The organism is Acidovorax sp. NCPPB 3576, assembly GCF_028473605.1.
Lineage (GTDB): Bacteria > Pseudomonadota > Gammaproteobacteria > Burkholderiales > Burkholderiaceae_C > Paracidovorax.
On record NZ_CP097267.1, the window covers coordinates 3475479 to 3498046 of the forward strand.

Here is a 22568-nt window from a genome sequence, read left to right on the forward strand (position 1 = left end):
GCCCGCAAGCAGCGCAGGTTCCCGCACGCGCTGCGCCCCCCATCGGGGGTGGAACCGTCCTGGCACGCACCGGCTCGTCGCGCGCGCCGCCCCTGCCCATGGGGAGAGCCTGTTTTTTTACCGTGGCAGGTGTCCATCCGGCCCTCTTGCGTCCTTCCTCCAACCCGCACCGTGGGTGCGTTCCCGCTTTCACCGGCCCCGGCGCACGCCGCACGGCCATGCCTTTTTCCTCGGTCTGGCGCAGCCTGCCCATCGGTTTTTTCATCCCCCCGTTCTTCAGTTTCAAAGGAGGTCTTCATCCCGGCGTTTTCGCATGCGTCATCCCGGCCTTGCGCCGGTTTCCCCCGCTCCGGCTTCCCACAGGAAGCAAGGCGGGTGCCTCATCGGAGGCAAGAGGTGTTCTGAGCACCTGGCCCTTTGCCCTTAGGGGATTCCGCCATCGGCGGATTGGCATCAACACTGACCGGATTTGCCCTCAGACGATAACCACGTCGGCGCGCGCTGAACCAGCGACACGACGTGACATGACCAACTCCCGCGAAAGGACCGCGATGGACGATCTGACCTATACGCTGCGGCAACTGTGCCAGCGCAACCGCGACGGCAGCCATGCGACGCAGGCGGACCGGCAGCGTTCGCTGTCGCTGGCCGCCCGGCATTTGCGCGAGGCGGGGTTTCGGCAGATGCGGGCGTCTTCGCTGAAGGGCCGGCATGTGGACGCGCTGCTCGAACGCTGGCAGGCCGAGGGGCTGTCGGCGGGCACTTTGAAGAACCGGCTGGCCCATCTGCGCTGGTGGGCGGAGAAGGTGGGCAAGGCGGGCCTCATCGCTGCGGACAATGCGCAACTGGGGATCGCGCAGCGCCGCCATGTGAGCCAGGAGAGCAAGGCGCGCGCGTTGGGCGATGGGCTGGACCGGGTGGGCGATGCCCATGTTCGCATGAGCCTGCGCCTGCAGGAGGCGTTCGGGCTGCGCCGTGAGGAAGCGATCAAGTTCCAGCCGGGCTATGCGGACCGGGGCGATCACGTCGCGCTCAAGGGGTCATGGACGAAGGGCGGGCGCGAGCGCTGCATCCCGATCACGACGCCGCAGCAGCGCGCGGTGCTCGATGCGGCACATGCCCTGGCCGGGGCGGGTTCGCTGATCCCGGCGCACAAGACCTATATCCAGCAGCGCCACACCTATGACGGGCAGTGCAAGGCGGCAGGGCTGAGTCACATGCATGGGCTGCGGCATCGGTTCGCGCAGGCGCGGTATGCGGCGTTGACGGGCTGGGCCGCGCCCGCAGACGGCGGGCCCACGTCCCGCCTATTGACCCCGGCGCAGCGTGTTCAGGATGCCGAGGCCCGGCAGGCGATCAGCCGGGAACTGGGCCATGAGCGGGTGCAGATCACGGCGGTGTACCTGGGGCGGTAGCGGCTAAGGCTTGATGGCAAGGGGCGTGATGGCGGGGTGCGCCCGCTGCTGGGCGTGCCACAGGTCATGGGCGATTTGTTCGGCCAGGAACTGGCGGGCGGCCCCCAGGCCGGACAGTTCCAGCCGGTGGGCCAGATCGGCGGTGATCGGCGCATGGCCGTTCAGGACCGAGGACAGCAGGAGCGGCGAGTAGCCGATGTGCTGGGCGAGTGCCGTCGCGCTCAGGTCGAGGGCGGGCAGCACGTCTTCGCGCAGTGCGGCTCCGGGATGGGGCGGGTTGTGCATGGGCATGGGTATGGTGGTGATCGGTCGGGCAGTGAGGGAAGATCAAATCGGCCGCGACGTTCACAGTCCGTCGGGAATGCGCAGGTCGGGCCAGTCCTTCTTGTAGCGCACCAGCACGCGATCAAGCAAAGGTGTTTCCGGGTCGGGAAGCGGGATATCCGCTAACGGTGGCAGATAGGCCAATGGCTGGTTCATCAAGGGATGATCGAAACTGGTTGGGTTTTTAAGACCCGCCCACTCGCGGATGCGAAGGAAGGCAAGAATTTCATAGGGAAAAAGCTTGAATCTCGGATCATCGAATTCGTTGACGGCATCTTGGTCAGAATCGTCCGTCGCACGCAGGTGGTGTTCGGCCATGTCCTCGACCCACTGTTTGACCTTCACCAGATCCGTGGATTTCCAATCGGCCAGCACCTGGTCGTATGGAGCCATGTTTTCCGGATGGGAATAGGGCGTCATATCGATGAAGGATTCGCCTTTTCCCGCACGGAAAAGCTGGATCAGAAACCAGAAATGCGGATAGAGAGAACCTGCATCATGTCGATCATTAATGCGTAGATCGAGCAACTTTGTATCCAGCCCTTCCACGAAGGCGTCTCCCACGGCCAACGCCCGATTTTTCCAGCCGCAGATAATTTGAAGAGCCAAATAGAATGCTGCTACATCCTTGAGCAACGCGCCCGCTCGCCCTGCCCTTGCGGGAGGCTCTTCCATCAATGCACGCCAAGCGGCATATTTCCCTGCAAGAGCCAATGACAAGTGATCGCGCTTGGATTGCAGTCCTGATATTTCATAGGCAGCAAAATTCCATGTGAGAAAACTTTCGACTTGAAGCCGAACCGCGATAAATCCCGGAGTTCCAGCCACATACTTTTCGAGTTTTTCAGTAGGCTCGCGGGAGTGAAGTTTAATCATTAATGGGTTGGCGTGCCAGTCGCCAAGATCTCCATTCGCCGCCTTCAAAAGACGGACAACTTCTTTCGAGGGATTCATATTAATCAACTCCATAACGCAATTATATAAGATTATTTTTTCTTTTTCTTCTTCTCAACTATATCCCAAGGATTTGTAATCGCTTTCTTTTTTATGCACCCTTTTTCAGGGTCATCAATGAACACATCGTATTTTTCGTAATCAACCTTCTTACCTAGCTCCTGTGCTTCTAGTAGCCATTCAAGTCCCTTGGCTCCATTTGCAATCGCATCAGGAGAATTCTTGTAGTGGCCTCGACCGTTAGCTGCTCTCCCCAAGCGGCTGTTCGTAAACCCTTCACCGCCCAGCTTCGCCTGATCCCCCTTCAACGAAGGCGCAGTGGTCCCATCGGTGGTTTTAACCTCCAGCACCTTGATATCACCATTCGGATTCCGTGCCATCACGTCAATGCCGTGGCCAGACTTGTTTTGCACCTCCATGATTTCGGTGTAGCCCGCGTCGAACAAATCCATCTTGGCCAACCACTCGCCGCACTTTCCCTTGAACTGTCTGGAGCCGTCAACTTTACCCCCCTCCGGATTGCCCTTGTCCGTGGTCTTCTTGGCGGCAGCTTCCTCGGCCTCTCTGGCTGCGCGTTCCTCGGCTTCCTTCGCAGCCTTCTGCCCCGCCGCTTCCGCCGCCTCGCGCCCCGCCGTCTTGCCCAGGGCCTCGGCACCCGCTTCCGCGACCTGCTTGCCGTACTTCGTGGCGGTAGCGCCAGCGCCAAGGCCAGGGATCATGGCCACGGCACTGATGGCCGCATTCACCTTGTCGCCCTCGGCAAGATAGATCAGGGCGTTGGTGCCATCCGCCACCTCTCCGAAGCCGGGAACCAGCCCGACGGCATCCAGCCCGGTGTGCAGCACATTGCTGCCCCAGCTCGTCCACCAGCCTTTTTCAGGCTCCGTCGGCTTGATGGGAGGCGCGCTGTCGAAGTGAGGATTCGGAGCCGTTTCCGGCACCACCAGCCCGGTCGTGTTGCCGATGGGGCCGGGCGACGACCAATTGTTGGGTTTGATGCGCGCCGCAGGCGTCTGCGCAGCATCGGACGGGTCGTCATCCGGCCCGCGTTTTCTGGTTGCCATACAGCAATGGAGGTTGGATCAATTCATCCACCATCCGCAGCGTCAGTTCCGCAGGAGGTGGGCATTTGGGCTGCGTCCGTCAGCCCTTGAACGAGACGGACGACAGGCAATCGGGCTTGGACCATTTGAAGCCCAACGCAAGACGCTGCCCCTTGAAGGTCACCTCGCGTGTGATGAGCGCATCGGGAAACGGATTGGAGGGCGGGGTGGGCGGGCTGACCGGGCCCAGGTGACGCTCAATCGCTGCCACGTCCACGCATGTGCCTTGCAGTTCACGCAGAACGACGAACGGCGGTTTGTTCTGGGTCTTGAACTCGCGCACATCGGCCACGCCGACGACGACGCCATCCTGCAGCTTCAGCGGTCCTGGACTTTCGTAGAACACCACGTAGGCGTTCTCGCTGGCCTGGCGCAGTTCGATGCCCGATACGCGCGCGATGGCAGCGGCATCCTGACCGCCGGCTGGCGCAGCAAGGATTTCGATCAGAGCCCACAAGGTTTGCATCATCGTTGCCTTCATTTCTTTTTGTCCGCTATGTTCTGGTCGTACCAGTCCCCGTAATAGTTCGCATAGGGTTGCTTGGTGGTCGATGTGATCTCGCCCTGGCCAAACACCTTCCCCATGCTGTCGCGCGCCGCAGCGGCGTTGCCGTCCTTCACGTACTGGTCGAATGCGCCGTTGTAGGCGCCGTGGTTCGCGCTGTTGCCGGCGATGCCGATGTCCGGACCGCCGTTCTTGATGATTTCACGCTGGACCTCGATGTTCTTCATAGCCGCCGCGCCTTCATCCGCCAACTGTCCGTTGACGTAGGCCGCGCGGGATGAGTAATCCGCTTGATAGGAATAGGTGGCATGGCCCACCTCGTGCGACAGGACGCGTGTCGCGGCCGTCGGATCGTTCTTGAGGTTGCCGTCGAGCGTGATGGTCTTCGTGCCCTGGTTGGCAAAGCTGCCGCCGCCTTCCTTCCCATACTCGATCTTCCAGCCGTCCTGCTGCAGTTTGTCCAAATCCTGTTGCAGCGTGGGCGACTTGGCAACGATTTCGTCCACCCCCTCTCCAAGGCCGGTGGATGGGCCGGCCTTGCCGGCCGCCCCTCCCCCGGGCGCAGGCCAGTTCATCCACATCTTGTCGCCGGTCCGGACGATCGCGCGGCCGTTGATGAAGACCGATTTACTGTGGTCGATGTCGTGGCTGATCTTCATGTGCGTCTGGCTGACGACACCTTTGCCCGCGCCTGCCTCATCGCCTTTGACGTTATCGACGTAGCTCTGGTTATGCAGGTAGGCAGGCTTGCTGGCGATGAAGACATTCGGCGAGCAATGCATGCTCTGGTCCATCATATGAACGATGGGATAAGGCACCGGCACACCATTTTTGCTGGGCGTGAGGCACACGTCCGGCGCCATGCAAATGATCTTGAATCTGGCGTCCTTGGCGGTAATGGATTCACTGGCCACGGCTGTTTCTTTCCGCGGCCTTCGCGCGAGCAGCCCGCATCATTTCCTCATCGAGTTCCATGGCCGTGCCGGGGGGCCAGGTGCCCAGCTCCAGCCGCCGCACGCCTGTCTTGCCGCTGACGACGGCGCGGCGCACGATGCTGAGGACGCCGGTGCCCATGTCGAGGATCACGGTGTCGATGTTCATGGGAGCGAACGCCAGCACACCGACATGCAAACGCACCAGCAATTGCAGGTCCTGGCGCGGCAGGAGAAAGCCGTAGGGCCCTTGGTGGCGTGCGGCCGATGTGAAATGCACCAGCACGATTTCCTCGCCGCCCTGGGGATAGTCGATTTGCTGGTCTTCGGGCGCGCAGTTCCAGTATCGGTAATCGTGATCGTGCGGGCTCTTGGGCCACCGCGTCTGCTTCCAGCGTTCGTCGTGCGTGCCGGCCAAGGCGACCCGAGGCGCCCACCAACGACCAACCGGCCCTACCCCGATCACGGGATAGTCGCGCTGGCCATCGTAGGGGTGATCGAACACCTCGATCTGGGGAGCAGGCCGCAGGACATCGGGCGTGGCCCGCGCCGGGTCACCCGCGGAGAACCCGTCAAGCGCTGTGTCAGCATCGGGAATGGCATTGGGCAAGCGACCGCATCCGATGGGATTGGGCGCGAAAAATGCCGGCAACTTGGCATGGGCGTCACGGGCATGCATGCGCTGCTGATCGGTCAACCCGCCGATTGTTCCGTCCGCATGGACCTGCAGCAACCGCTCTTGCCGGATGACATTCGGCCCACCGAACGCCAGCTCGTAGCGCAACGGAACATGCTTCACGGCTTCCGGCTCGGTCACTTGCAGCGTGCCGAGCGTTCCGATGGAGCGTGCGAACCGCCGCGGGCCCGTGACGTGGAAGCGCTTCTCGATAGCATCGCCGAAGCGAAAGCCTACGGGCCAGCGCTGCATCGGCTGGCTCGTGGGGGAATGGGCCGTGGCATTCACCAGCAGCACATCGCATTTCGGCTTGTAGGGCGCGAAGTCACTTTCCAGCAGAGTGCTGGTTTCGTTGGGCTCGCCCAGAAATTGATCGGCTTCGCAAAGCGGTGACTGCTCTTGCGCCGGCAGCAGCCGGGGCACCATTCCACTGTCAGTTTTCTCCAGATTCAGCATGGAATAGGAGGTGCGGCTGACCATGACGTGATAGATATCGCCGAGCGGGTCCACGTGCTGGAAATACTGGCTGGGCCACTGGGTGTGGTTCGCAACCTCGGGAACCGCGGCGGAACGCAGCGGGGAAGGCAGGGCATGGGACGGCTGGGCCATGGCTGCTCAGTTCACATCGATGCGCTTGGCATCCAGGCCGATGTGCGTCGCTCCAACGACATCGATGTTGTTGCCGTTGATGGAGATCTGCCCGTCCTTTTCCATCTTGAATACCGAGGCGCCACATACCAGTTCGATGGAATCGCCGGCCTGAATGCGGATGGTTTTGCCGGTGGTCTGGTTCCAGTTGTCTCCCACCTTGGTGTCCTGGTCTTTCCCGACCGTGACGGACCGGCTATGGAGCACATTGGTGGACTGCGTGAATGCCACGTTGACGATCATGGCCGCGCCCACGTTCACGTTGTAGGCTGCGCCGATGTTCATCATCTTGGCCAGCCCGACGTTTTGCAGGTAGGCCAGGCCGACGGTCTCGGTCTTGAAGCTGCCGACCTTGATCGACCAGTTGTTGCCGATCTTGTCCTTCTCATTGCGACCGATGGTTTTTGTCCGGTTCTTGCCGATGCTCACCGTTTCGTCGATACCGACGTCCTCGCGGCGGTTGTCCCCGATGCTGATCTTCTCGTCATGGTCCACCCGCTCGGTGCGGTTGTTGTGGACCGTGATGTCCTCATTCCGGTCCACCGTTTCCGTCCGGTCGCGGTGGATGACGTTGGTCTCGTCCCGGTCGATGGTCTTGCGCCGATCATTGCCCACCCACTTGTCCTCGTCGTTCTCGACCTCGGTGAGCTGGTCCTTTTGCGCATGCAGCCACAGCTGCTCGGCCCCGGCCTTGTCCTCGAAGCGGATGGCGTTGGCGTCACCCGCGCCGTTCTTCAATCCGTCGCCGAACGCCCCGCCCTTGCTGGATTTGGTCTTGATGCCCGATTGCGTGGCGTTGCCCGGCAGCGCCCACGGCGGCATGTTGTCGGCGTTATAAACGCAGCCGGTGATGATCGGGTAGTCCGGATCACCGTTCAAAAAGTCCACGATGACCTCGTGGCCGATGCGCGGGATGAACATGGCCCCGAAGCCCGAGCCTGCCCAGCTACTAGACACCCGCACCCAGCAACTGGAGTTCTCGTTCATGGCGCCCACGCGGTCCCAGTGGAACTGCACCTTGACGCGTCCGTACTGGTCGGGCCAGATTTCTTCACCCGGGGGGCCGACGACCACGGCCGTCTGCGGGCCGGTGGTGCGCGGCTTGCGCGTGGTGCGCTCAGGCGTGTAGGGCAAGCTGGTAGGCTGGGCCTGCAAGGTGAACTTCTGGAACGACCCTTCTTCCTGCGGGGTGCCCTTGGGGCCGGGGGCTGCGGCGCTGACCTGGGGGTTTTCCTTGAAGTGGTATTCGATGCCGGTCAGCAGGTACTGCTGGTTCTGGTCTTCCCGCGGGTAGTTCTCCAGCGTGAAGGTGTAGCCGGGGGCCAGCGCCCGGTGGCGCGACTGGCCTTTGACGGTGCTTTGGCCGGTGAGGCTCGATTGCAGGCGCACGCGGGCATAGGCCTCGCCGTCGCCGAACTGGGTGTAGCCGCCCGGCCATTCGTAGATTTCGTGGCTGTCGTGCGCGTGGCCCGGCGGGGTCTGGCGCATGTTGGACAGGTCGGCACGGGGCTTCTGGAAGTCGTAGTCGTCGTTGTAGTGCCGGCCCGAATGGATCGCCTGGTGCAGTTCCCAGGCATGGATGTTCTCTTTGTCGGCGACGGCGGCCTTCTCCGGGGGATAGAACGGGATGACCGCCGCCCCCGGCAGCGGGCTGTGCGAGGCGACGATGTCGTCGGCCAGGATCAGGGTGTGCTGGCCCGCGGCATGCTCGAAGTAGTAATACGCCCCTTCGTGCTCCAGCAACCGGGACACGAAGTCGCAATCGCTCTCGCCGTATTGCACGCAGTAGTCCCAGCTGCGGTAGCTGCGGGTGAGCTTCTTTTGCAGGGGGTAGCCGTATTTTCCGAGGACTTCTTCGACGATCTCCGGCGCGGTCTTGTTCTGGAATATTTTGAAATCGGTCTTGCGGGTGGCGAGCCAGAGCCAGGGTTGTAGGCGCAGCCGGTAGGAATAGGAGCGGTGGTCCTCGCCTTGCATGCCGAAGCGGGTGACGATACCGTCCAGGTAGCGCCGGCCCCCGCCCTGCGTTTCCACCACGACCGTGGCGTTCTTGCCCAGGAGTGCCTTCGGGTCGATGCTTTTGCTGTCGCTCAGCAAATCCAGGTCGAGGCAGAACAGTTGGCTGATGGCTTCCGTGCCCTGCAACTGCCGGAACTGCAGTTGCTCTCCCAGGGGCGTTTGGATCGTGACGCGGCGGGTCATGTTTTGCAGGCCCGTGTATCGGACCGTTACATTGAAATGGCCGCGATCATATATCGCTGTGCGGAAAGTCCGGAAATTTTTACCCCAGTCGCAGGCGGGACATTGCGGCAGGGTTGCGTGACTCATTCGCAAATTAGGTAAGCGCTGGAGGCAGTCAGCCCCTATTGGCCTTGGTTCTCGTGTATTCCCCGCCCATCGTCGCTATCACGTCCTTCGCGTTCCAGTCCCCAATTTCAAAAGGCCCACGGCCCCAAGGGCAAGGGGCCATAAGGGTGAACGGGCCTACCCGGAAATGGTGCACGACAAAAGGAAAAGGGGAAAAGGCCCGCCCGCAACCGCAACCCATTCAACATTCGCCCACCCAGTCATCGCGGCCCCGGCCCCGTGTGATACCTCGGCGCGCGTGGCACGTCGCCCGTGATGCCGAATTCCCGCTTCGCCAGGGCTTTGAGGTAGGCTTCGATGACTTCCAGGCTGTCGGGGGCCTGCGGCGCGGCGGTGACCGTCTCCACCGGCTCGCCGGATTCCCAGCGGTCCAGGCGGTCGGCCCAGTCCTGCATCATCGTCCGCCGCTGCTCCACGTAGTCCGCATGGTTGTAGGCGGCACGGATCTGATCGGGGTCGGCATGGGACAGTTGGACCTCGATCCATTCCTTGTGGTAGCCCAGTTCGTTGAGCGCGGTGGAGAGGGTGGCGCGGATGCCGTGCCCGGTCAACTGGTCCCGGTAGCCCATGCGGTGCAGCGCGCCGTTGAGGGTGTTTTCGCTGATGCGCATCTTGAGGCTGCTGCGGTGGGGCAGCAGGTAGCGCTGGGCGGGGCGATGGGACTGGGCCTGCAGCAGTTGCCGCACGATGGTGATGGCCTGCCGGGGCAGCGGCACGATGTAGGGCGGGATGGTCTTGCCCAGACGGCGCAGTTTCATCTGCAGTTGCTTGACGAGGACGGGCGGAATGATCCACAGGCCCCGCTCCAGGTCGAACTGGTCGGGCGTGGCCGAGCGCAGTTCTCCGGTGCGAACGCCGGTCAGCAGCAAGAGCATCAAGCCCTGCCGCGTGGTGTCCAGTCCGCCGTAGCTGCGCAGCGCCCGTAGGAACGCCGGGATTTCCTCCATGCGCAGGAAGGGGTTGTGCGAGACGGGCGGCTTGGGCAGGGCGACGATATCGAGGTCGCTGGCGGGGTTGTAGCGCAATCCTTTCTCGACCATGGCATAGCGGAACATCTGGTTGAACCAGGTGCGAACTTTCTCGGCGGTGGTGAAGGCTTTGCGGCGCTCGATGCGGCGCAGCACCTCCAGCAGATGGGGCTGTTCGACCTCGAAGATGGAGTGCTTGCCCAGCGTGGGCAGTACGTCCCTGGTGAAGATGCGGTCGATCTGCGACAGGGTGCTTTGCCGGCCCGTCTTGAGGCTCAATGCCTTGAAGTCGCGCCAGGTCTGAAAGACTGCCTTGAACGTGTTGAGGGGAGCGGCGAGGGTTTCGGCCTTGCATTGCATCCGGTAGGTGCGCGGGTCGATGCCTTTGACCAGTTGGCTGCGCAACTCGTCGCGCTGTTCACGGGCCTGCTTGAGGGACAGTTCGGGATAGGGGCCGAGCGCCACGCGCTGCTGCTTCGATGCCCAGGAAAAACGGAAGTGCCATTTCTTGGCACCCTTGCCGCTGACGAACAGCACCAGACCATCGGTGTCGTTGAGCGTGTAGTTTCGACCGGTGGTCCGGGCCTGTCGAACGACTGCATCTGTCAATGCCATGGGGCACTCTCCTCAGATTTGAAGAGAGGTGTACCGACCGTGTGGGGGCTTGGCAGCAAACAATCCGCTCCACCGCGTGACCGTATTCCGTGTACTACTTTATGTACTACTTCGGGCCGGTTGGCAGTGGAATTCAGCGGAACTCGCTGGACGACCCACAGGGGGTTACCCCTGTGGAATCAATGGCCTACGGACCTTGGTAGATGTCCATAGAAGAGAAATTGGAGCGGGAAAAGAGTCTCGAACTCTCGACCTCAACCTTGGCAAGGTTGCGCTCTACCAACTGAGCTATTCCCGCATTTACCGAAGCCTCACATTGTACAACGTTTGCATCGATGGGATGAATTGTAGCGCAATTTTTAGGGACCTTCGACAAATTTCCATCAATGCTTCACAGAGCCGGCTGTCGCAGATGTTTTCTCCTCCGTCGCGGGGACTGTCGCTGCGATTTCCTCATCGGTGAGCGCGATCGGCTTGCGCTCGAGCGCCACTTCGAGCACCTTGTCGATCCACTTCACGGGCACGATTTCCAGACCGCTCTTCACGTTCTCGGGAATCTCCTGCAGATCCTTGACGTTTTCTTCGGGAATCAACACCGTCTTGATGCCACCACGCAGAGCAGCCAGCAGCTTCTCCTTCAGGCCACCAATCGCCGTGACCTCTCCGCGCAAGGTAATTTCACCAGTCATCGCCACATCGCCGCGCACGGGAATACCGGTCAGAGCCGAAACAAACGCCGTTGTCATGGCCGCACCTGCGCTGGGGCCGTCCTTGGGCGTCGCGCCATCAGGCACGTGGATATGAATATCACGCTTTTCGAACGCCTCGTCCTTGATGCCGAGCATGCGGGAGCGGCTACGCACCACGGTCCTCGCCGCTTCCACCGACTCTTTCATCACGTCGCCCAAGGAACCGGTACGAGTGATGACGCCCTTGCCTGGCATGGTGGCGGCTTCGATGGTGAGCAGATCGCCCCCCACTTCGGTCCATGCCAACCCCACCACCTGCCCCACCTGATTCTGCTGCTCTGCGCGACCGTAGGTGTACTTGCGCACGCCCAGATAGTCCGGCAGGTTGTCAGCATTCACCACGACTTGCGGCGTCAACTGCTTGAGCTGCAGCCCCTTGACGACCTTGCGGCAGATCTTGGACAGCTCGCGCTCCAGCGACCGCACACCCGCTTCGCGGGTGTAGTAGCGAACCACATCACGCACTGCTGACTCGGTGACCTGAAGCTCTTCATCTTTTACACCGTTGTTGCCCATCTGCTTGGGCAGCAGATACTTCATGGCGATGTTGGTCTTCTCATCCTCGGTGTAGCCAGACAGGCGGATCACTTCCATGCGATCCAAAAGTGCCGGCGGAATGTTCATGGAATTGGACGTCGCGACGAACATCACGTCGCTCAAATCGAAGTCCACTTCGACGTAGTGATCGCCGAACTTGTGGTTCTGCTCAGGATCGAGCACTTCCAGCAAAGCGCTTGAAGGGTCACCCCGGAAATCCGTTCCCAGCTTGTCGATTTCGTCGAGCAGGAACAGCGGGTTGCGCGTACCGACCTTGTTCAGGCTCTGCAACACTTTGCCTGGCATGGCGCCGATGTACGTCCGCCGGTGGCCACGGATCTCGGCTTCGTCGCGCATGCCGCCCAGCGCCATGCGAACGTATTTCCGTCCTGTGGCCTTGGCAATCGACTGTCCCAGCGAGGTTTTACCGACGCCGGGGGGGCCGACCAAACAAAGGATGGGCGCCTTGACCTTGTCCACACGCTGCTGCACCGCAAGATATTCAAGAATGCGATCCTTGACCTTGTCGAGGCCGTAGTGGTCTTCGTTCAGCACGCCTTCGGCATTGGCGAGATCGTGCTTGATCTTGGTCTTTTTGCTCCACGGCAGTCCGGTCAGCACCTCGATGTAGTTGCGCACGACCGTGGCTTCAGCCGACATGGGCGACATAAGCTTGAGCTTCTTGAGCTCGCTGTCCGCCTTCTTACGCGCGTCGGCGGGCATCTTTGCGAGCTTAATCTTCTTTTCAATCTCCTCGATGTCCGCGCCTTCCTCGCCTTCGCCCAGCTCCTTCTGGATGGCCTTGACCTGCTCGTTCAGGTAGAAGTCGCGCTGGTTCTTCTCCATCTGACGCTTCACGCGGCCGCGGATCTTCTTGTCGACATTCAGGATGTCCACTTCGCGGTCCAACTGCTCGAAGAGGTTTTCCAGACGCAGCTTGACATCAGACAGGTCGAGTACAACCTGCTTGTTTTCCAGCTTGAGTGGAAGGTGGGCCGCAATGGTGTCGGCCAAGCGACCCGGATCATCGATAGCGGAGATCGAAGTGAGAATTTCCGGCGGGATTTTCTTGTTCAGCTTGACGTACTGATCGAACTGCTGCATCACGGCCCGGCGCAACGCCTCGATCTCGCTGGGCTTGCTTTCATCATCCTGCGCCTCAACGGGCGCCACGGTCGCGGTGAAGTGCGTTTCATTGTCCTGAATGGCGGACACGAGGGCTCGTTGCTGACCCTCGACCAGCACTTTGACAGTGCCGTCGGGAAGCTTCAGCATCTGCAGGATGGTGGAAACGCAGCCCACATCGAACATGTCGGAGACAAGGGGCTCGTCCTTGGCTGCGGTTTTTTGGGCAACCAGCATGATCCGCCGGTCGGCGTCCATGGCCAATTCCAGCGCCTTGATGCTCTTGGGGCGCCCCACGAACAATGGGATCACCATGTGGGGGAAGACCACGACGTCGCGCAGCGGCAGCAACGGCAAGTCGATGGGGGTGGCAGGCAGTGGGGTGTGTCCGGACATGGAAATCCTCATGAAGCTGTTTGGAATATGGTCCGACAGCGAGATTTTTCAACCCATCACAATCACTACATGAGCGAAGGCAATGGGCTGCAGGCGAAGAGGACTGCAGGCAGGCCTGCTGCTTTACCGGCGGGCCGAGCCTCAGGCTTTCTTGGCGGCCTCTCGATAAACGAGCAGCGGCGCCTTGTTTTCCTCGATGGTGGACTCATCCACCACCACTTTTTCGACATTGGTCGCGTTGGGCAGGTCGAACATGGTGCTGATCAGCGACTGCTCCAGAATCGAGCGCAGGCCGCGCGCACCCGTTTTGCGAGCCAGCGCCTTGCGGGCAATGGCCTTGAGCGCGGCGGGACGGATCTCCAGGTCCACGCCCTCCATGGACAGCAGCTTGTTGTACTGCTTGACCAATGCGTTCTTGGGCTCGGTCAGGATCTGGACCAACGCGTCCTCGCTGAGTTCGGCCAGCGCCGTCACCACGGGCATGCGGCCCACCAGTTCGGGAATGAGGCCGAACTTGATCAAGTCTTCCGGCTCGATCTCGGTGAACACCTCGGTCAGCGAGCGTTGCTTCTTGCTCTTGACCGATGCACCAAAACCGATGCCTGAGGCCTCGGTGCGGTTTTCGATCACCTTCTCCAGACCCGCAAACGCACCGCCGCAAATGAACAGGATGTTCGTGGTATCGATCTGCAAAAAGTCCTGATTGGGGTGCTTGCGCCCGCCCTGCGGCGGCACGCTGGCCATGGTGCCTTCGATGAGCTTGAGCAAAGCCTGCTGAACGCCTTCGCCCGACACGTCCCGCGTGATGGAAGGGTTGTCCGATTTGCGGGAAATCTTGTCGATCTCGTCGATGTAGACAATGCCGCGCTGGGCACGCTCCACCTCGTAATTGCAGCTCTGCAAGAGTTTCTGAACAATGTTCTCGACGTCTTCGCCCACATAACCAGCCTCGGTCAGGGTGGTGGCGTCGGCCATCACGAACGGCACGTCGAGCATGCGCGCCAGTGTCTGGGCCAGCAGCGTCTTGCCCGAGCCCGTGGGCCCGATCAGCAGGATGTTGCTCTTGGACAGTTCCACCTCGTCCTTGCCGGCTTTGTCCTTGTGACGCAACCGCTTGTAGTGGTTGTACACCGCCACGGCCAGCGTGCGCTTGGCGAAGTCCTGGCCGATGACATAGCTGTCCAGGTTGGCCTTGATCTCCGCGGGGGTGGGAAGGTCGCCGCGCGATTCGCGTGTGCCATCGGCTGCTGGAAGCTCGTCACGAATGATTTCATTGCACAGGTCGATGCACTCGTCGCAGATAAAAACCGACGGACCGGCGATCAGCTTCTTTACCTCGTGCTGGCTCTTGCCGCAGAAGGAGCAGTAAAGGGTTTTTTCGCTGGAAGAGCCTTTTTTCTCGGCCATGGGGGCAATGCCTCGTGTTGCGGAACGTTGATCGGGATGATAACGAAATAAAAAACGGCGTCTTCCCTGGGGAAAACGCCGCGTATCCCATTGCGGAGCGATCAGGGGCGCTTGGAGATCACCTGATCGACCAAGCCGTATTCCTTGGCTTCATCGGCCGTAAGGAAGTAGTCGCGCTCGGTGTCGTTCTTGACCTTGTCCAGGGGCTGGCCGGTGCGCTCCGCCAGGATGCGGTTCATCTGGTCCTTGGTACGCAGAATGTCCCGCGCGTGGATTTCGATGTCCGTTGCCTGGCCGCGGGCGCCGCCCAGCACCTGGTGGATCATGATCTTGGAGTTCGGCAGCGAGAAACGCTTGCCCTTGGCACCGGCGGCCAGCAGGAAGGCGCCCATGCTGGCAGCAAAGCCCACGCACATGGTCGACACATCGGGCTTGATGAACTGCATGGTGTCGTAGATCGCCATGCCGGCCGTGACGCTGCCGCCCGGAGAGTTGATGTAGAACGAGATGTCCTTGTCAGGATTCTCGCTTTCGAGAAACAGCAACTGTGCCACCACGAGGTTGGCGGTCTGGTCATTGACCTCGCCCACCAAGAAAATGATGCGCTCTTTCAGCAGCCGCGAATAGATGTCGTAGGAACGCTCGCCGCGCCCCGACTGCTCGATGACCATGGGGACCATGCCCAAGGCTTGTGTTTCCAGTGCACTCATGTTTTCTCCTGTCAAGCGGATACTGTACCCAGAAATGAATTGGGGCTTGTGCACGCAAGCACAAGCCCCCGATGTCATTCAACCGCCAGAAACCGCAAGCGGTGGATCTGGCGGAACCAGCGCATCAGCCCTGGCCCATCAGTTCGTCGAAGGAAACGGACTTGTCCGTCACCTTGGCCTTGCCCATCACGAACTCGGTCACGTTGTTCTCGATCACGACGGCTTCGACTTCGGCCAGGCGCTGGCGGTCGCCGAAGTACCAGCGCACGACGTCTTCCGGCTTTTCGTAGCTGGCGGCCAGTTCGTCCACATGGGCCTTCAGTTGCTCGGGCTTGGCGTGCAGTTCATTCGCACGAACCAGCTCGGCCACGACCAGACCCAGGCGCACGCGGCGCTCGGCCTGGGGACGGAACACGTCTTCAGGGATTTCGGCCTTGTCGGCGTCCTTGATGCCGCGCTGCTTCAGGTCGGCACGGGCGCCTTCCAGCAGGCGGGCGATTTCGGACTGCACGCTGGCGTTGGGCAGGTCCAGTTCGGCCTTGGACACCAGGGCGTCCATCACGGCTTGCTTGTTGCGGGCCAGCAGGCGGAACTTGACTTCGCGCTCCAGGTTCTTCTTGATGTCGGCGCGCAGGCCATCGACCGTGCCGTCGGCGATGCCGAGGGACTTGGCGAGCTGCTCGTTCACTTCGGGCAGGTGGGCGGCTTCGATCTTCTTCACGGTGACCATGAAGTCAGCCGTCTTGCCGGCCACGTCCTTGCCGTGGTAGTCCTCGGGGAAGGCCAGCGGGAAGGTCTTGCTTTCGCCGGACTTCATGCCGCGCACAGCGTCTTCGAATTCCTTGAGCATCTGGCCTTCGCCGACCAGGAACTGGAAGTCTTCGGCCTTGCCGCCGGAGAAGGTCTCGCCGTCGATCTTGCCTTCGAAGTCGACCGTCACGCGGTCGCCGTCTTCAGCGGCGGCGGCTTGCGCGCGCTGGGCGAAGCTGCGGCGCTGCTTGCGCAGGATGTCGATGGTCTTGTCGATGGCGGCGTCGGTCACTTCGGCGGACAGCTTTTCGACTTCGGCGCCCGTCAGGTCGCCGATCTTGACTTCAGGGAACACTTCGAATACGGCGTCGAAAGTGACCTGGCCTTCCGGGGCACCGTCTTTTTCGGTGATGCGGGGCTGGCCGGCCACACGCAGGTTGGCTTCGTTGGCAGCCTGGGCGAAAGCCTCGCCCACCTTGTCGTTCAGCACTTCGTACTGCACCGAGTAGCCATAGCGCTGGGCCACGACGTTCATCGGCACCTTGCCAGGACGGAAGCCGTCCATCTTCACAGTGCGGGCCAGGCGCTTGAGGCGCGAGTCGACCTCGGACTGGATGGCGGTGAGGGGCAAGCTCAGCGTGATCCTGCGCTCGAGCTTTTCAAGGGTTTCAACGGTAACTGCCATGGCTCTTCCTCTATGAATATGGGACCGTGACGGCTGCTTTTACAGCCGCACCGTGGTGCGCGGGGGGGGACTCGAACCCCCACACCATTGCTGGCGTCAGGACCTAAACCTGGTGCGTCTACCAATTTCGCCACCCGCGCAAACTTACAGACAAAACAGGCGACCGGCAGGGCCGGCCACCTGTGTGAAATTGGTCAACCTTCGATTTTACCTTGTCGGCGGGCCGTCTCCGCTCAGGCCGCTTTCGGCGCGTGCCGATCGGGCTCTTTCACGCGGAACCAGGCCGCGTACATGGCCGGCAGCGCCAGCAGCGTGAGCACGGTCGCAACGATCAGGCCGCCCATGATGGCGACGGCCATCGGGCCCCAGAACACGCTGCGCGACAGCGGGATCATGGCCAGCACCGCCGCGGCGGCCGTGAGCACGATCGGGCGCAACCGCCGCACGGCCGACTCCACGATCGCATCCCACGCAGGCACGCCGCGCGCACGGTCCTGCTCGATCTGGTCGATCAGGATCACGGAGTTGCGCTGGATCATGCCCATGAGCGCGATCACGCCCAGCAGCGCGACGAACCCGAACGGCCGGCCCAGCAGCAAGAGCGCCCCAGCCACCCCGGCGATGCCCAGCGGCCCGGTGAGGAACACCAGCACCGCGCGGCTGAAGCTGTGCAGCTGGAGCATGAGCAACGTGAAGGTGATGAACAGCATGATCGGCACGCCCGCAGCGATCGATGCCGAGCCCTTGGAGCTTTCCTCCACCGCGCCCGCCACTTCGATGCGGTAGCCGCCCTGCCCGGCCGCGTGCCACTTCGCCTCGAGCTGGCGCAGCCCGGGCACCAGCGCTTCGGTGACCGTCGCGCCCTGCAGGCCTTCGATGACGTCGCCCTGCACCGTGATGGCGTAGTCGCGGTTCTCTCGCCACATGACGCCCGGCTCCCAGGTAAAGACCGGCCGCGCGATCTGCGTGAGCGGAATCGACTTGCCCGAGGCCGTGGGCAGGTAGGCATTGGCCACGTCAGTGATGGCCTTGCGCTCGTCCGGCGGCTGGCGGAACACGATGTCGATGAGCTTGTCGCCCTCGCGGTACTGGCCCACGGTCGTGCCGGTGAACACGGTGCGCGCAGCCTGCGCGATGGACTGGCTGGTCACGCCCAGGGCGCGGGCCTTGTCCTGGTCCACTTCCAGGCGCATCACCTTGACGGACTCGTTCCAGTTGTCGTTCACGCCGCGCATCTGCGGGTGCTCGCGCAGGATGGCCTTGACCTCGTCGGCCCGGGCGCGCAGCACGGCAGGGTCGATGCCCACCACGCGGAATTGCACCGGATACGGCACAGGCGGCCCGTTGGGCAACAGCTTCACGCGCGCCCGCACTTCGGGAAACTCGCGGGCCATCATCTCGGGCAGCCCCACGCGCATCGATTCGCGCACCTTGAGATCCTGCGGCACGACGATGAACTGCGACACGTTGGTCTGCGGGAACACCTGGTCCAGCGGTAGATAAAAGCGCGGCACGCCCGAGCCCACCCACACGCTCACGGTGGACACACCCGTTTCGGCGCGCAGGCGCTGCTCGACGCGGCGCGTGACTTCTTCATTGGCCTCGAACGAGGTGCCCTCGGGGAACCAGATGTCCATCAGGATCTCAGGCCGGCTCGAATCGGGGAAGAACTGCTGCTGCACGCGGCCCATGCCGACGATGCCGAGCGCAAAGGTCGCCACCGTGAGCCCGATGGTGATCCAGCGGTAGCGCACGCACCAGTCCACGCATCGGCGAAAGACGTTATAGAAGCCGCTGTCGAACGCCTCGTGCGGCTGCCCGTCTTCGCCCACATGCACATGCGGCGGCTTCTTGAGCAGCAGAGTGCCCAGGTACGGCACGAAGTACACCGACACCAGCCACGACAGCACCAGCGCGATCACCGTCACGGCGAAGATCGCGAAGGTGTATTCGCCGGTCACCGATTTGGCGATGCCGATGGGCAGAAAGCCCGCCGCCGTGATCAGCGTGCCGGTCAGCATCGGCATGGCCGTGATCTCGTAGGCGAAGGTGGCCGCGCGCACCTTGTCGTAACCCTCCTCCATCTTGCGCACCATCATCTCGACGGCGATGATGGCGTCGTCCACCAGCAGGCCCAGCGCGATGATGAGCGAGCCCAGCGATATCTTGTGCAGCCCGATGTTCCAGTACCACATGGCCAGGAACGTGACGGCCAGCACCAGCGGAATGGTGATGCCCACCACCAGGCCCGGACGGATGTCCAGCGTCCACCGCTTCCACAGCGGATGCTGGCCGGGGCGCTTGTGCAGCCCCAGCGCCAGGAAGCTCACGGCCAGAACGATCACCACGGCCTCGATCAGCACCTTGACGAATTCGTTGACCGACGAGGACACCGATTTGGGCTGATCCTGCACGTTCACGAAGCGCACGCCGGCCGGCAGGTTCTTTTCGATCTGCTGCGTGGCGGCCTTCAAGGCTTCGCCCAGGCGGATGATGTCGCCGCCCTTGGCCATCGACACGCCGAGCGCGATCACTTCCTGGCCCTGGTGGCGCACCTTCACGGCCGGCGGCTCGACATAGCCGCGGTGGATGTCGGCGATGTCGCCCAGGCGGATCTGGGCGCCCGAGGCGCCGCGGATCGGCATGGCGCGCAGGTCTTCGACCGCGCCGAACTGCCCGGCCACGCGCACCTGGACCTGATCCTGCGGCGTCTGGATGATGCCGCCGCTTTCCACGGCGTTCTGCTGCCCGAGCTGCGACAGCACCTGGTTCATGTCCAGGCCCAGCTGCGCCAGGCGCTTTTGCGAGATTTCGATGTAGAGCTTTTCGTCCTGCACGCCGAACTGCTCGACCTTGGCCACGTCGGGTACGCGCAGCAGCTGCTGGCGCACGTCGTCGGCGAAGGTCTTCATCTCGGCATAGCTGAAGCCTTCGGATTCGAGCGCGTAGATCACGCCATACACATCGCCGAAGTCGTCGTTGAAGAACGGCCCCTGCACGCCCTGCGGCAGGGTGGCGCGCATGTCGCCGATCTTCTTGCGGACCGTGTACCAGACGTTGGGCACATCGCCCGACTTGGACGAATCCTTGATGTTGAAGATGATCTGCGACTCGCCTGGCTTGGAATAGCTGCGGATCTTGTCGGCATACGGCACCTCCTGCAGCGTGCGCTCGAGCTTGTCGGTGACCTGCTCGGCCACCTGCTGCGCCGTGGCGCCGGGCCAATACGTGCGCACCACCATCGCACGGAAGGTGAAGGGCGGGTCTTCGTCCTGCCCAAGCTGAAAGTAGGCACCGAAGCCCATCAGCATCAGCACGATCATCAGGTAGCGGGTGAGCGCCGGATGGTCGAGCGCCCATTTGGAGAGATTGAAGCCGTCTTTCGGCTGGATCTGAGTCATGGGGCGGCCTTCAGCGGGCAGACGATGCTGGCGCGGCAGGCGCCGGGCCGGAGGCCGCGGCACCCGCGGGGTTTGCTACACCATTGATAGCACCCTGCGCATTGCCTGCTTGCGCTCCGGGCGTTTTAGGCTGGTAAGGCACGACCTTCTGGCCGGGCGACAGCACGTGCACGCCCGTGGCCACCACCTGCATGCCCGGGGCCAGGCCCGACGCCACCACGGCTTCGTTGCCGTCCGCCGTGGCGATCTGCACGACCTGCGAGCGCACCGTGCCGCTGGCGGCATCGAACACCCACACCGCCGTTTGCTGGCCGTCCTGGCGCAGCGCGCTCGTGGGCAGCTTGATGGCCTGCTGGCCCGCCTGGCCCAGCGCCTCGGGCAACACGTACACGGTGGCCCCCAGGGGCGGCGCTTGCGGGCCCTCGATGGCCACTTTGATCTGGAACGTGCGCGTGGCGGCATCGGCGCTGGCCGCCACCTCGCGCACCCGGCCGGCCAGCGGCGGGCCGCCCGACCATGACCGCACGGCCACCGGCTGGCCGGCCTTCACGCGGGCGACCTTGTCTTCCGGCACGGCGAACACCACGTCGCGCGGGCCGTCCTGGGCGATGCGCACCACCGGCGTGCCGGCCGAGACGACCTGCCCCGGCTCGGCATCGATGCTGGTGACCACGCCCGACACATCGGCCACCAGCCGCGTGTAGCCGGTCTGGTTGCCTTGCGAGGCGAGCTGCGCACGCGCCTGATCGAGCGAGGCTTCCGCCGCCTTGAGGGTGGAGGCACGGCGCTCCAGCTCGGCGCCGCTGATGAAGTTCTGGGCCTTGAGCGCGGCGTAGCGCTGGTAGTCGGCAGCGGCCAGGTCCCGCTGCGTGGCGGCGGAGGCGACCTGCGCGCGCGACGCATCGGCGGCCAACTGGTAGTCGCGCGGGTCGAGCTGGGCCAGCACCTGGCCCGCCTGCACGCGCTGTCCCAGCTCGGCCTGGCGCTGCACGATCTTGCCGGCCACCCGAAAGCCCAGGCGCGATTCAATGCGCGCCCGCACTTCGCCGGCATATTCGAGCTGGGTGTTCAGCGGGGCGGCGCCCACGGTGAGCAACTTGACCGAGCGCACCGGCTCGGGCGCGGGTTCGGGCTTGGAGCAGCCCGCGACGGCGAGCACGGCCGCACCGAGTGCCAGCCCTCCCATCGCGCGCTGCACCCAAGAAAATGCCCCGTGGTGGCGGGGCTGCGAGGGGGACGGCCGGGAAAGCCGCGGCGCGACAGAGGTGTTCATGCTGGTTCCGGAAAGCGGTTTGTTTTTACTGACTGACTGGTTAGTAATCTATGAGAAGCCCCGTCACCTTGTCAAGCGACAATCGCGCCGTGACGCCTCCCACCCCAAATTCCAGCCCTTCTTCCGCGCCGCCGGACACGCCCCAGGCGCCGGCCGTGACGCATTACGAAAATTTTCCCGTGGCCTCGCTGCTGTGCCCGCCGCACCTGCGCCAGCCCATCGCGGCCATCTACGCCTTCGCCCGCGCGGCGGACGACCTGGCCGACGAGGGCGATGCCAGTCCGGACGAACGCCTGGCGGACCTGGCGGCCTATGGCGCACAGCTGCAGGCCGTCGCCGCGGGCCACGCACCGGGCGCCCGCTGGGCCGCGATCTTCGGCCCGCTGCAGGCGGTGTTGCGCAGCCATGCCCTGCCCGTGCCGCTTTTGGCGGACTTGCTCAGCGCATTCACGCAGGACATCGCCCGCACGCGGGACGGCACCGTGTACGCCGACCGGGCCGAACTGCTGGATTACTGCAGGCGCTCGGCCAACCCTGTCGGCCGGCTGGTGCTGCACCTCTATGGCGTGCAGGACGCCGAATCGCTGGCGCGCAGCGATGCCATCTGCTCGGCGCTGCAGCTCATCAATTTTTGGCAGGACCTGAGCGTGGACATTCCGCGCGGTCGCCACTACCTCACCGATGCCGACTGCGCGGCGCACGGGGTGGACCGCGCGGCCCTGTCCACCCTGCGCAGCACACCCGCTACCCGCGCGCTCGTCAACGACTGCGCGACCTGGGCGCGCAGGCTGATGGAGGAAGGCGCGCCCCTGGTGCATCGCCTGCCCGGGCGCGCCGGCTGGGAACTGCGCCTGGTCGTGCAGGGCGGGCTGCGCATCCTGGACAAGGTGGAGGCGCTCGACGGCGACAGCCTGCACACCCGCCCGCGCCTGCACCCGCTCGACTGGGCCCGCATGCTGGGCCGGGCCGTGGTGATGTAAGCCAAATTCATGCCCGGCAAGCGCGGCTTCACTCACTGCGTTGGCAGT

General features: G+C 63.0%; 15 protein-coding genes, 2 tRNA genes and 1 pseudogene. 2 read left to right on the plus strand and 16 right to left on the minus strand.

What is annotated here, in order from left to right:
- Positions 1 to 551: 551 nt before the first annotated feature.
- Positions 552 to 1415, plus strand: coding sequence for a phage integrase N-terminal domain-containing protein (locus tag M5C98_RS16030; protein WP_336298506.1), 864 nt, complete (start codon positions 552 to 554; stop codon positions 1413 to 1415).
- Between the two features lie 3 nt (positions 1416 to 1418).
- On the opposite strand, the gene M5C98_RS16035 is transcribed toward M5C98_RS16030, so the two are convergent.
- From M5C98_RS16035 to M5C98_RS16115, 16 genes and pseudogenes are all read right to left on the minus strand, one after another.
- Positions 1419 to 1706 carry a HigA family addiction module antitoxin gene (locus M5C98_RS16035; RefSeq protein WP_272548438.1) on the minus strand — a complete coding sequence of 96 codons (288 nt, stop codon included), beginning with the start codon at positions 1704 to 1706 and terminating at the stop codon, positions 1419 to 1421.
- A gap of 54 nt (positions 1707 to 1760) precedes the next feature.
- Positions 1761 to 2693 carry a hypothetical protein gene (locus tag M5C98_RS16040; protein WP_272548439.1) on the minus strand — a complete coding sequence of 311 codons (933 nt, stop codon included), beginning with the start codon at positions 2691 to 2693 and terminating at the stop codon, positions 1761 to 1763.
- A 32-nt stretch (positions 2694 to 2725) separates the two neighbouring features.
- On the minus strand, positions 2726 to 3757 hold the full coding sequence (locus M5C98_RS16045; protein WP_272548440.1) for a hypothetical protein: 1032 nt from the start codon (positions 3755 to 3757) through the stop codon (positions 2726 to 2728).
- A 79-nt stretch (positions 3758 to 3836) separates the two neighbouring features.
- On the minus strand, positions 3837 to 4262 hold the full coding sequence (locus M5C98_RS16050) for a hypothetical protein (protein ID WP_272548441.1): 426 nt from the start codon (positions 4260 to 4262) through the stop codon (positions 3837 to 3839).
- Between the two features lie 11 nt (positions 4263 to 4273).
- Positions 4274 to 5215, minus strand: a complete 942-nt coding sequence (locus M5C98_RS24725) for a DUF4150 domain-containing protein (protein WP_336298479.1) — start codon at positions 5213 to 5215, stop codon at positions 4274 to 4276.
- A complete protein-coding gene (locus M5C98_RS16065; protein WP_272548442.1) occupies positions 5205 to 6518 on the minus strand; it encodes a DUF2169 family type VI secretion system accessory protein in 1314 nt (437 codons plus the stop codon). The genes M5C98_RS24725 and M5C98_RS16065 overlap by 11 nt, the downstream gene beginning before the upstream one ends.
- 6 nt (positions 6519 to 6524) lie before the next feature.
- Positions 6525 to 8759, minus strand: a complete 2235-nt coding sequence (locus M5C98_RS16070; protein WP_272548443.1) for a type VI secretion system Vgr family protein — start codon at positions 8757 to 8759, stop codon at positions 6525 to 6527.
- Between the two features lie 515 nt (positions 8760 to 9274).
- Positions 9275 to 10507 (minus strand): annotated as a pseudogene (locus M5C98_RS16075) (tyrosine-type recombinase/integrase); the annotation flags it as partial.
- 222 nt (positions 10508 to 10729) lie between these two features.
- A tRNA-Gly gene (locus M5C98_RS16080) sits at positions 10730 to 10805 on the minus strand.
- Between the two features lie 85 nt (positions 10806 to 10890).
- Positions 10891 to 13314, minus strand: coding sequence for an endopeptidase La (lon, locus tag M5C98_RS16085; RefSeq protein WP_272548444.1), 2424 nt, complete (start codon positions 13312 to 13314; stop codon positions 10891 to 10893).
- Positions 13315 to 13455: 141 nt separating this feature from the next.
- Positions 13456 to 14721 (minus strand): ATP-dependent Clp protease ATP-binding subunit ClpX, encoded by a 1266-nt coding sequence (gene clpX, locus M5C98_RS16090; protein WP_092740458.1) that lies wholly within the window; start codon positions 14719 to 14721, stop codon positions 13456 to 13458.
- A 101-nt stretch (positions 14722 to 14822) separates the two neighbouring features.
- On the minus strand, positions 14823 to 15431 hold the full coding sequence (gene clpP / locus M5C98_RS16095) for an ATP-dependent Clp endopeptidase proteolytic subunit ClpP (RefSeq protein WP_272548446.1): 609 nt from the start codon (positions 15429 to 15431) through the stop codon (positions 14823 to 14825).
- A gap of 124 nt (positions 15432 to 15555) precedes the next feature.
- Positions 15556 to 16866: a trigger factor gene (gene tig, locus M5C98_RS16100; protein ID WP_272548447.1), complete on the minus strand. Its 1311-nt coding sequence runs from the start codon at positions 16864 to 16866 to the stop codon at positions 15556 to 15558.
- Between the two features lie 53 nt (positions 16867 to 16919).
- A tRNA-Leu gene (locus tag M5C98_RS16105) sits at positions 16920 to 17006 on the minus strand.
- 93 nt (positions 17007 to 17099) lie between these two features.
- Positions 17100 to 20267: an efflux RND transporter permease subunit gene (locus M5C98_RS16110; RefSeq protein ID WP_272548448.1), complete on the minus strand. Its 3168-nt coding sequence runs from the start codon at positions 20265 to 20267 to the stop codon at positions 17100 to 17102.
- A 10-nt stretch (positions 20268 to 20277) separates the two neighbouring features.
- Positions 20278 to 21540: an efflux RND transporter periplasmic adaptor subunit gene (locus M5C98_RS16115; protein WP_272548449.1), complete on the minus strand. Its 1263-nt coding sequence runs from the start codon at positions 21538 to 21540 to the stop codon at positions 20278 to 20280.
- Positions 21541 to 21590: 50 nt separating this feature from the next.
- Here M5C98_RS16115 and hpnC point away from each other — a divergent pair, with 50 nt between their 5' ends.
- The gene (gene hpnC, locus M5C98_RS16120; RefSeq protein ID WP_442867188.1) at positions 21591 to 22520 is read left to right on the plus strand and encodes a squalene synthase HpnC; all 930 of its coding nucleotides are present in this window, start codon (positions 21591 to 21593) and stop codon (positions 22518 to 22520) included.
- Positions 22521 to 22568 lie beyond the last annotated feature (48 nt).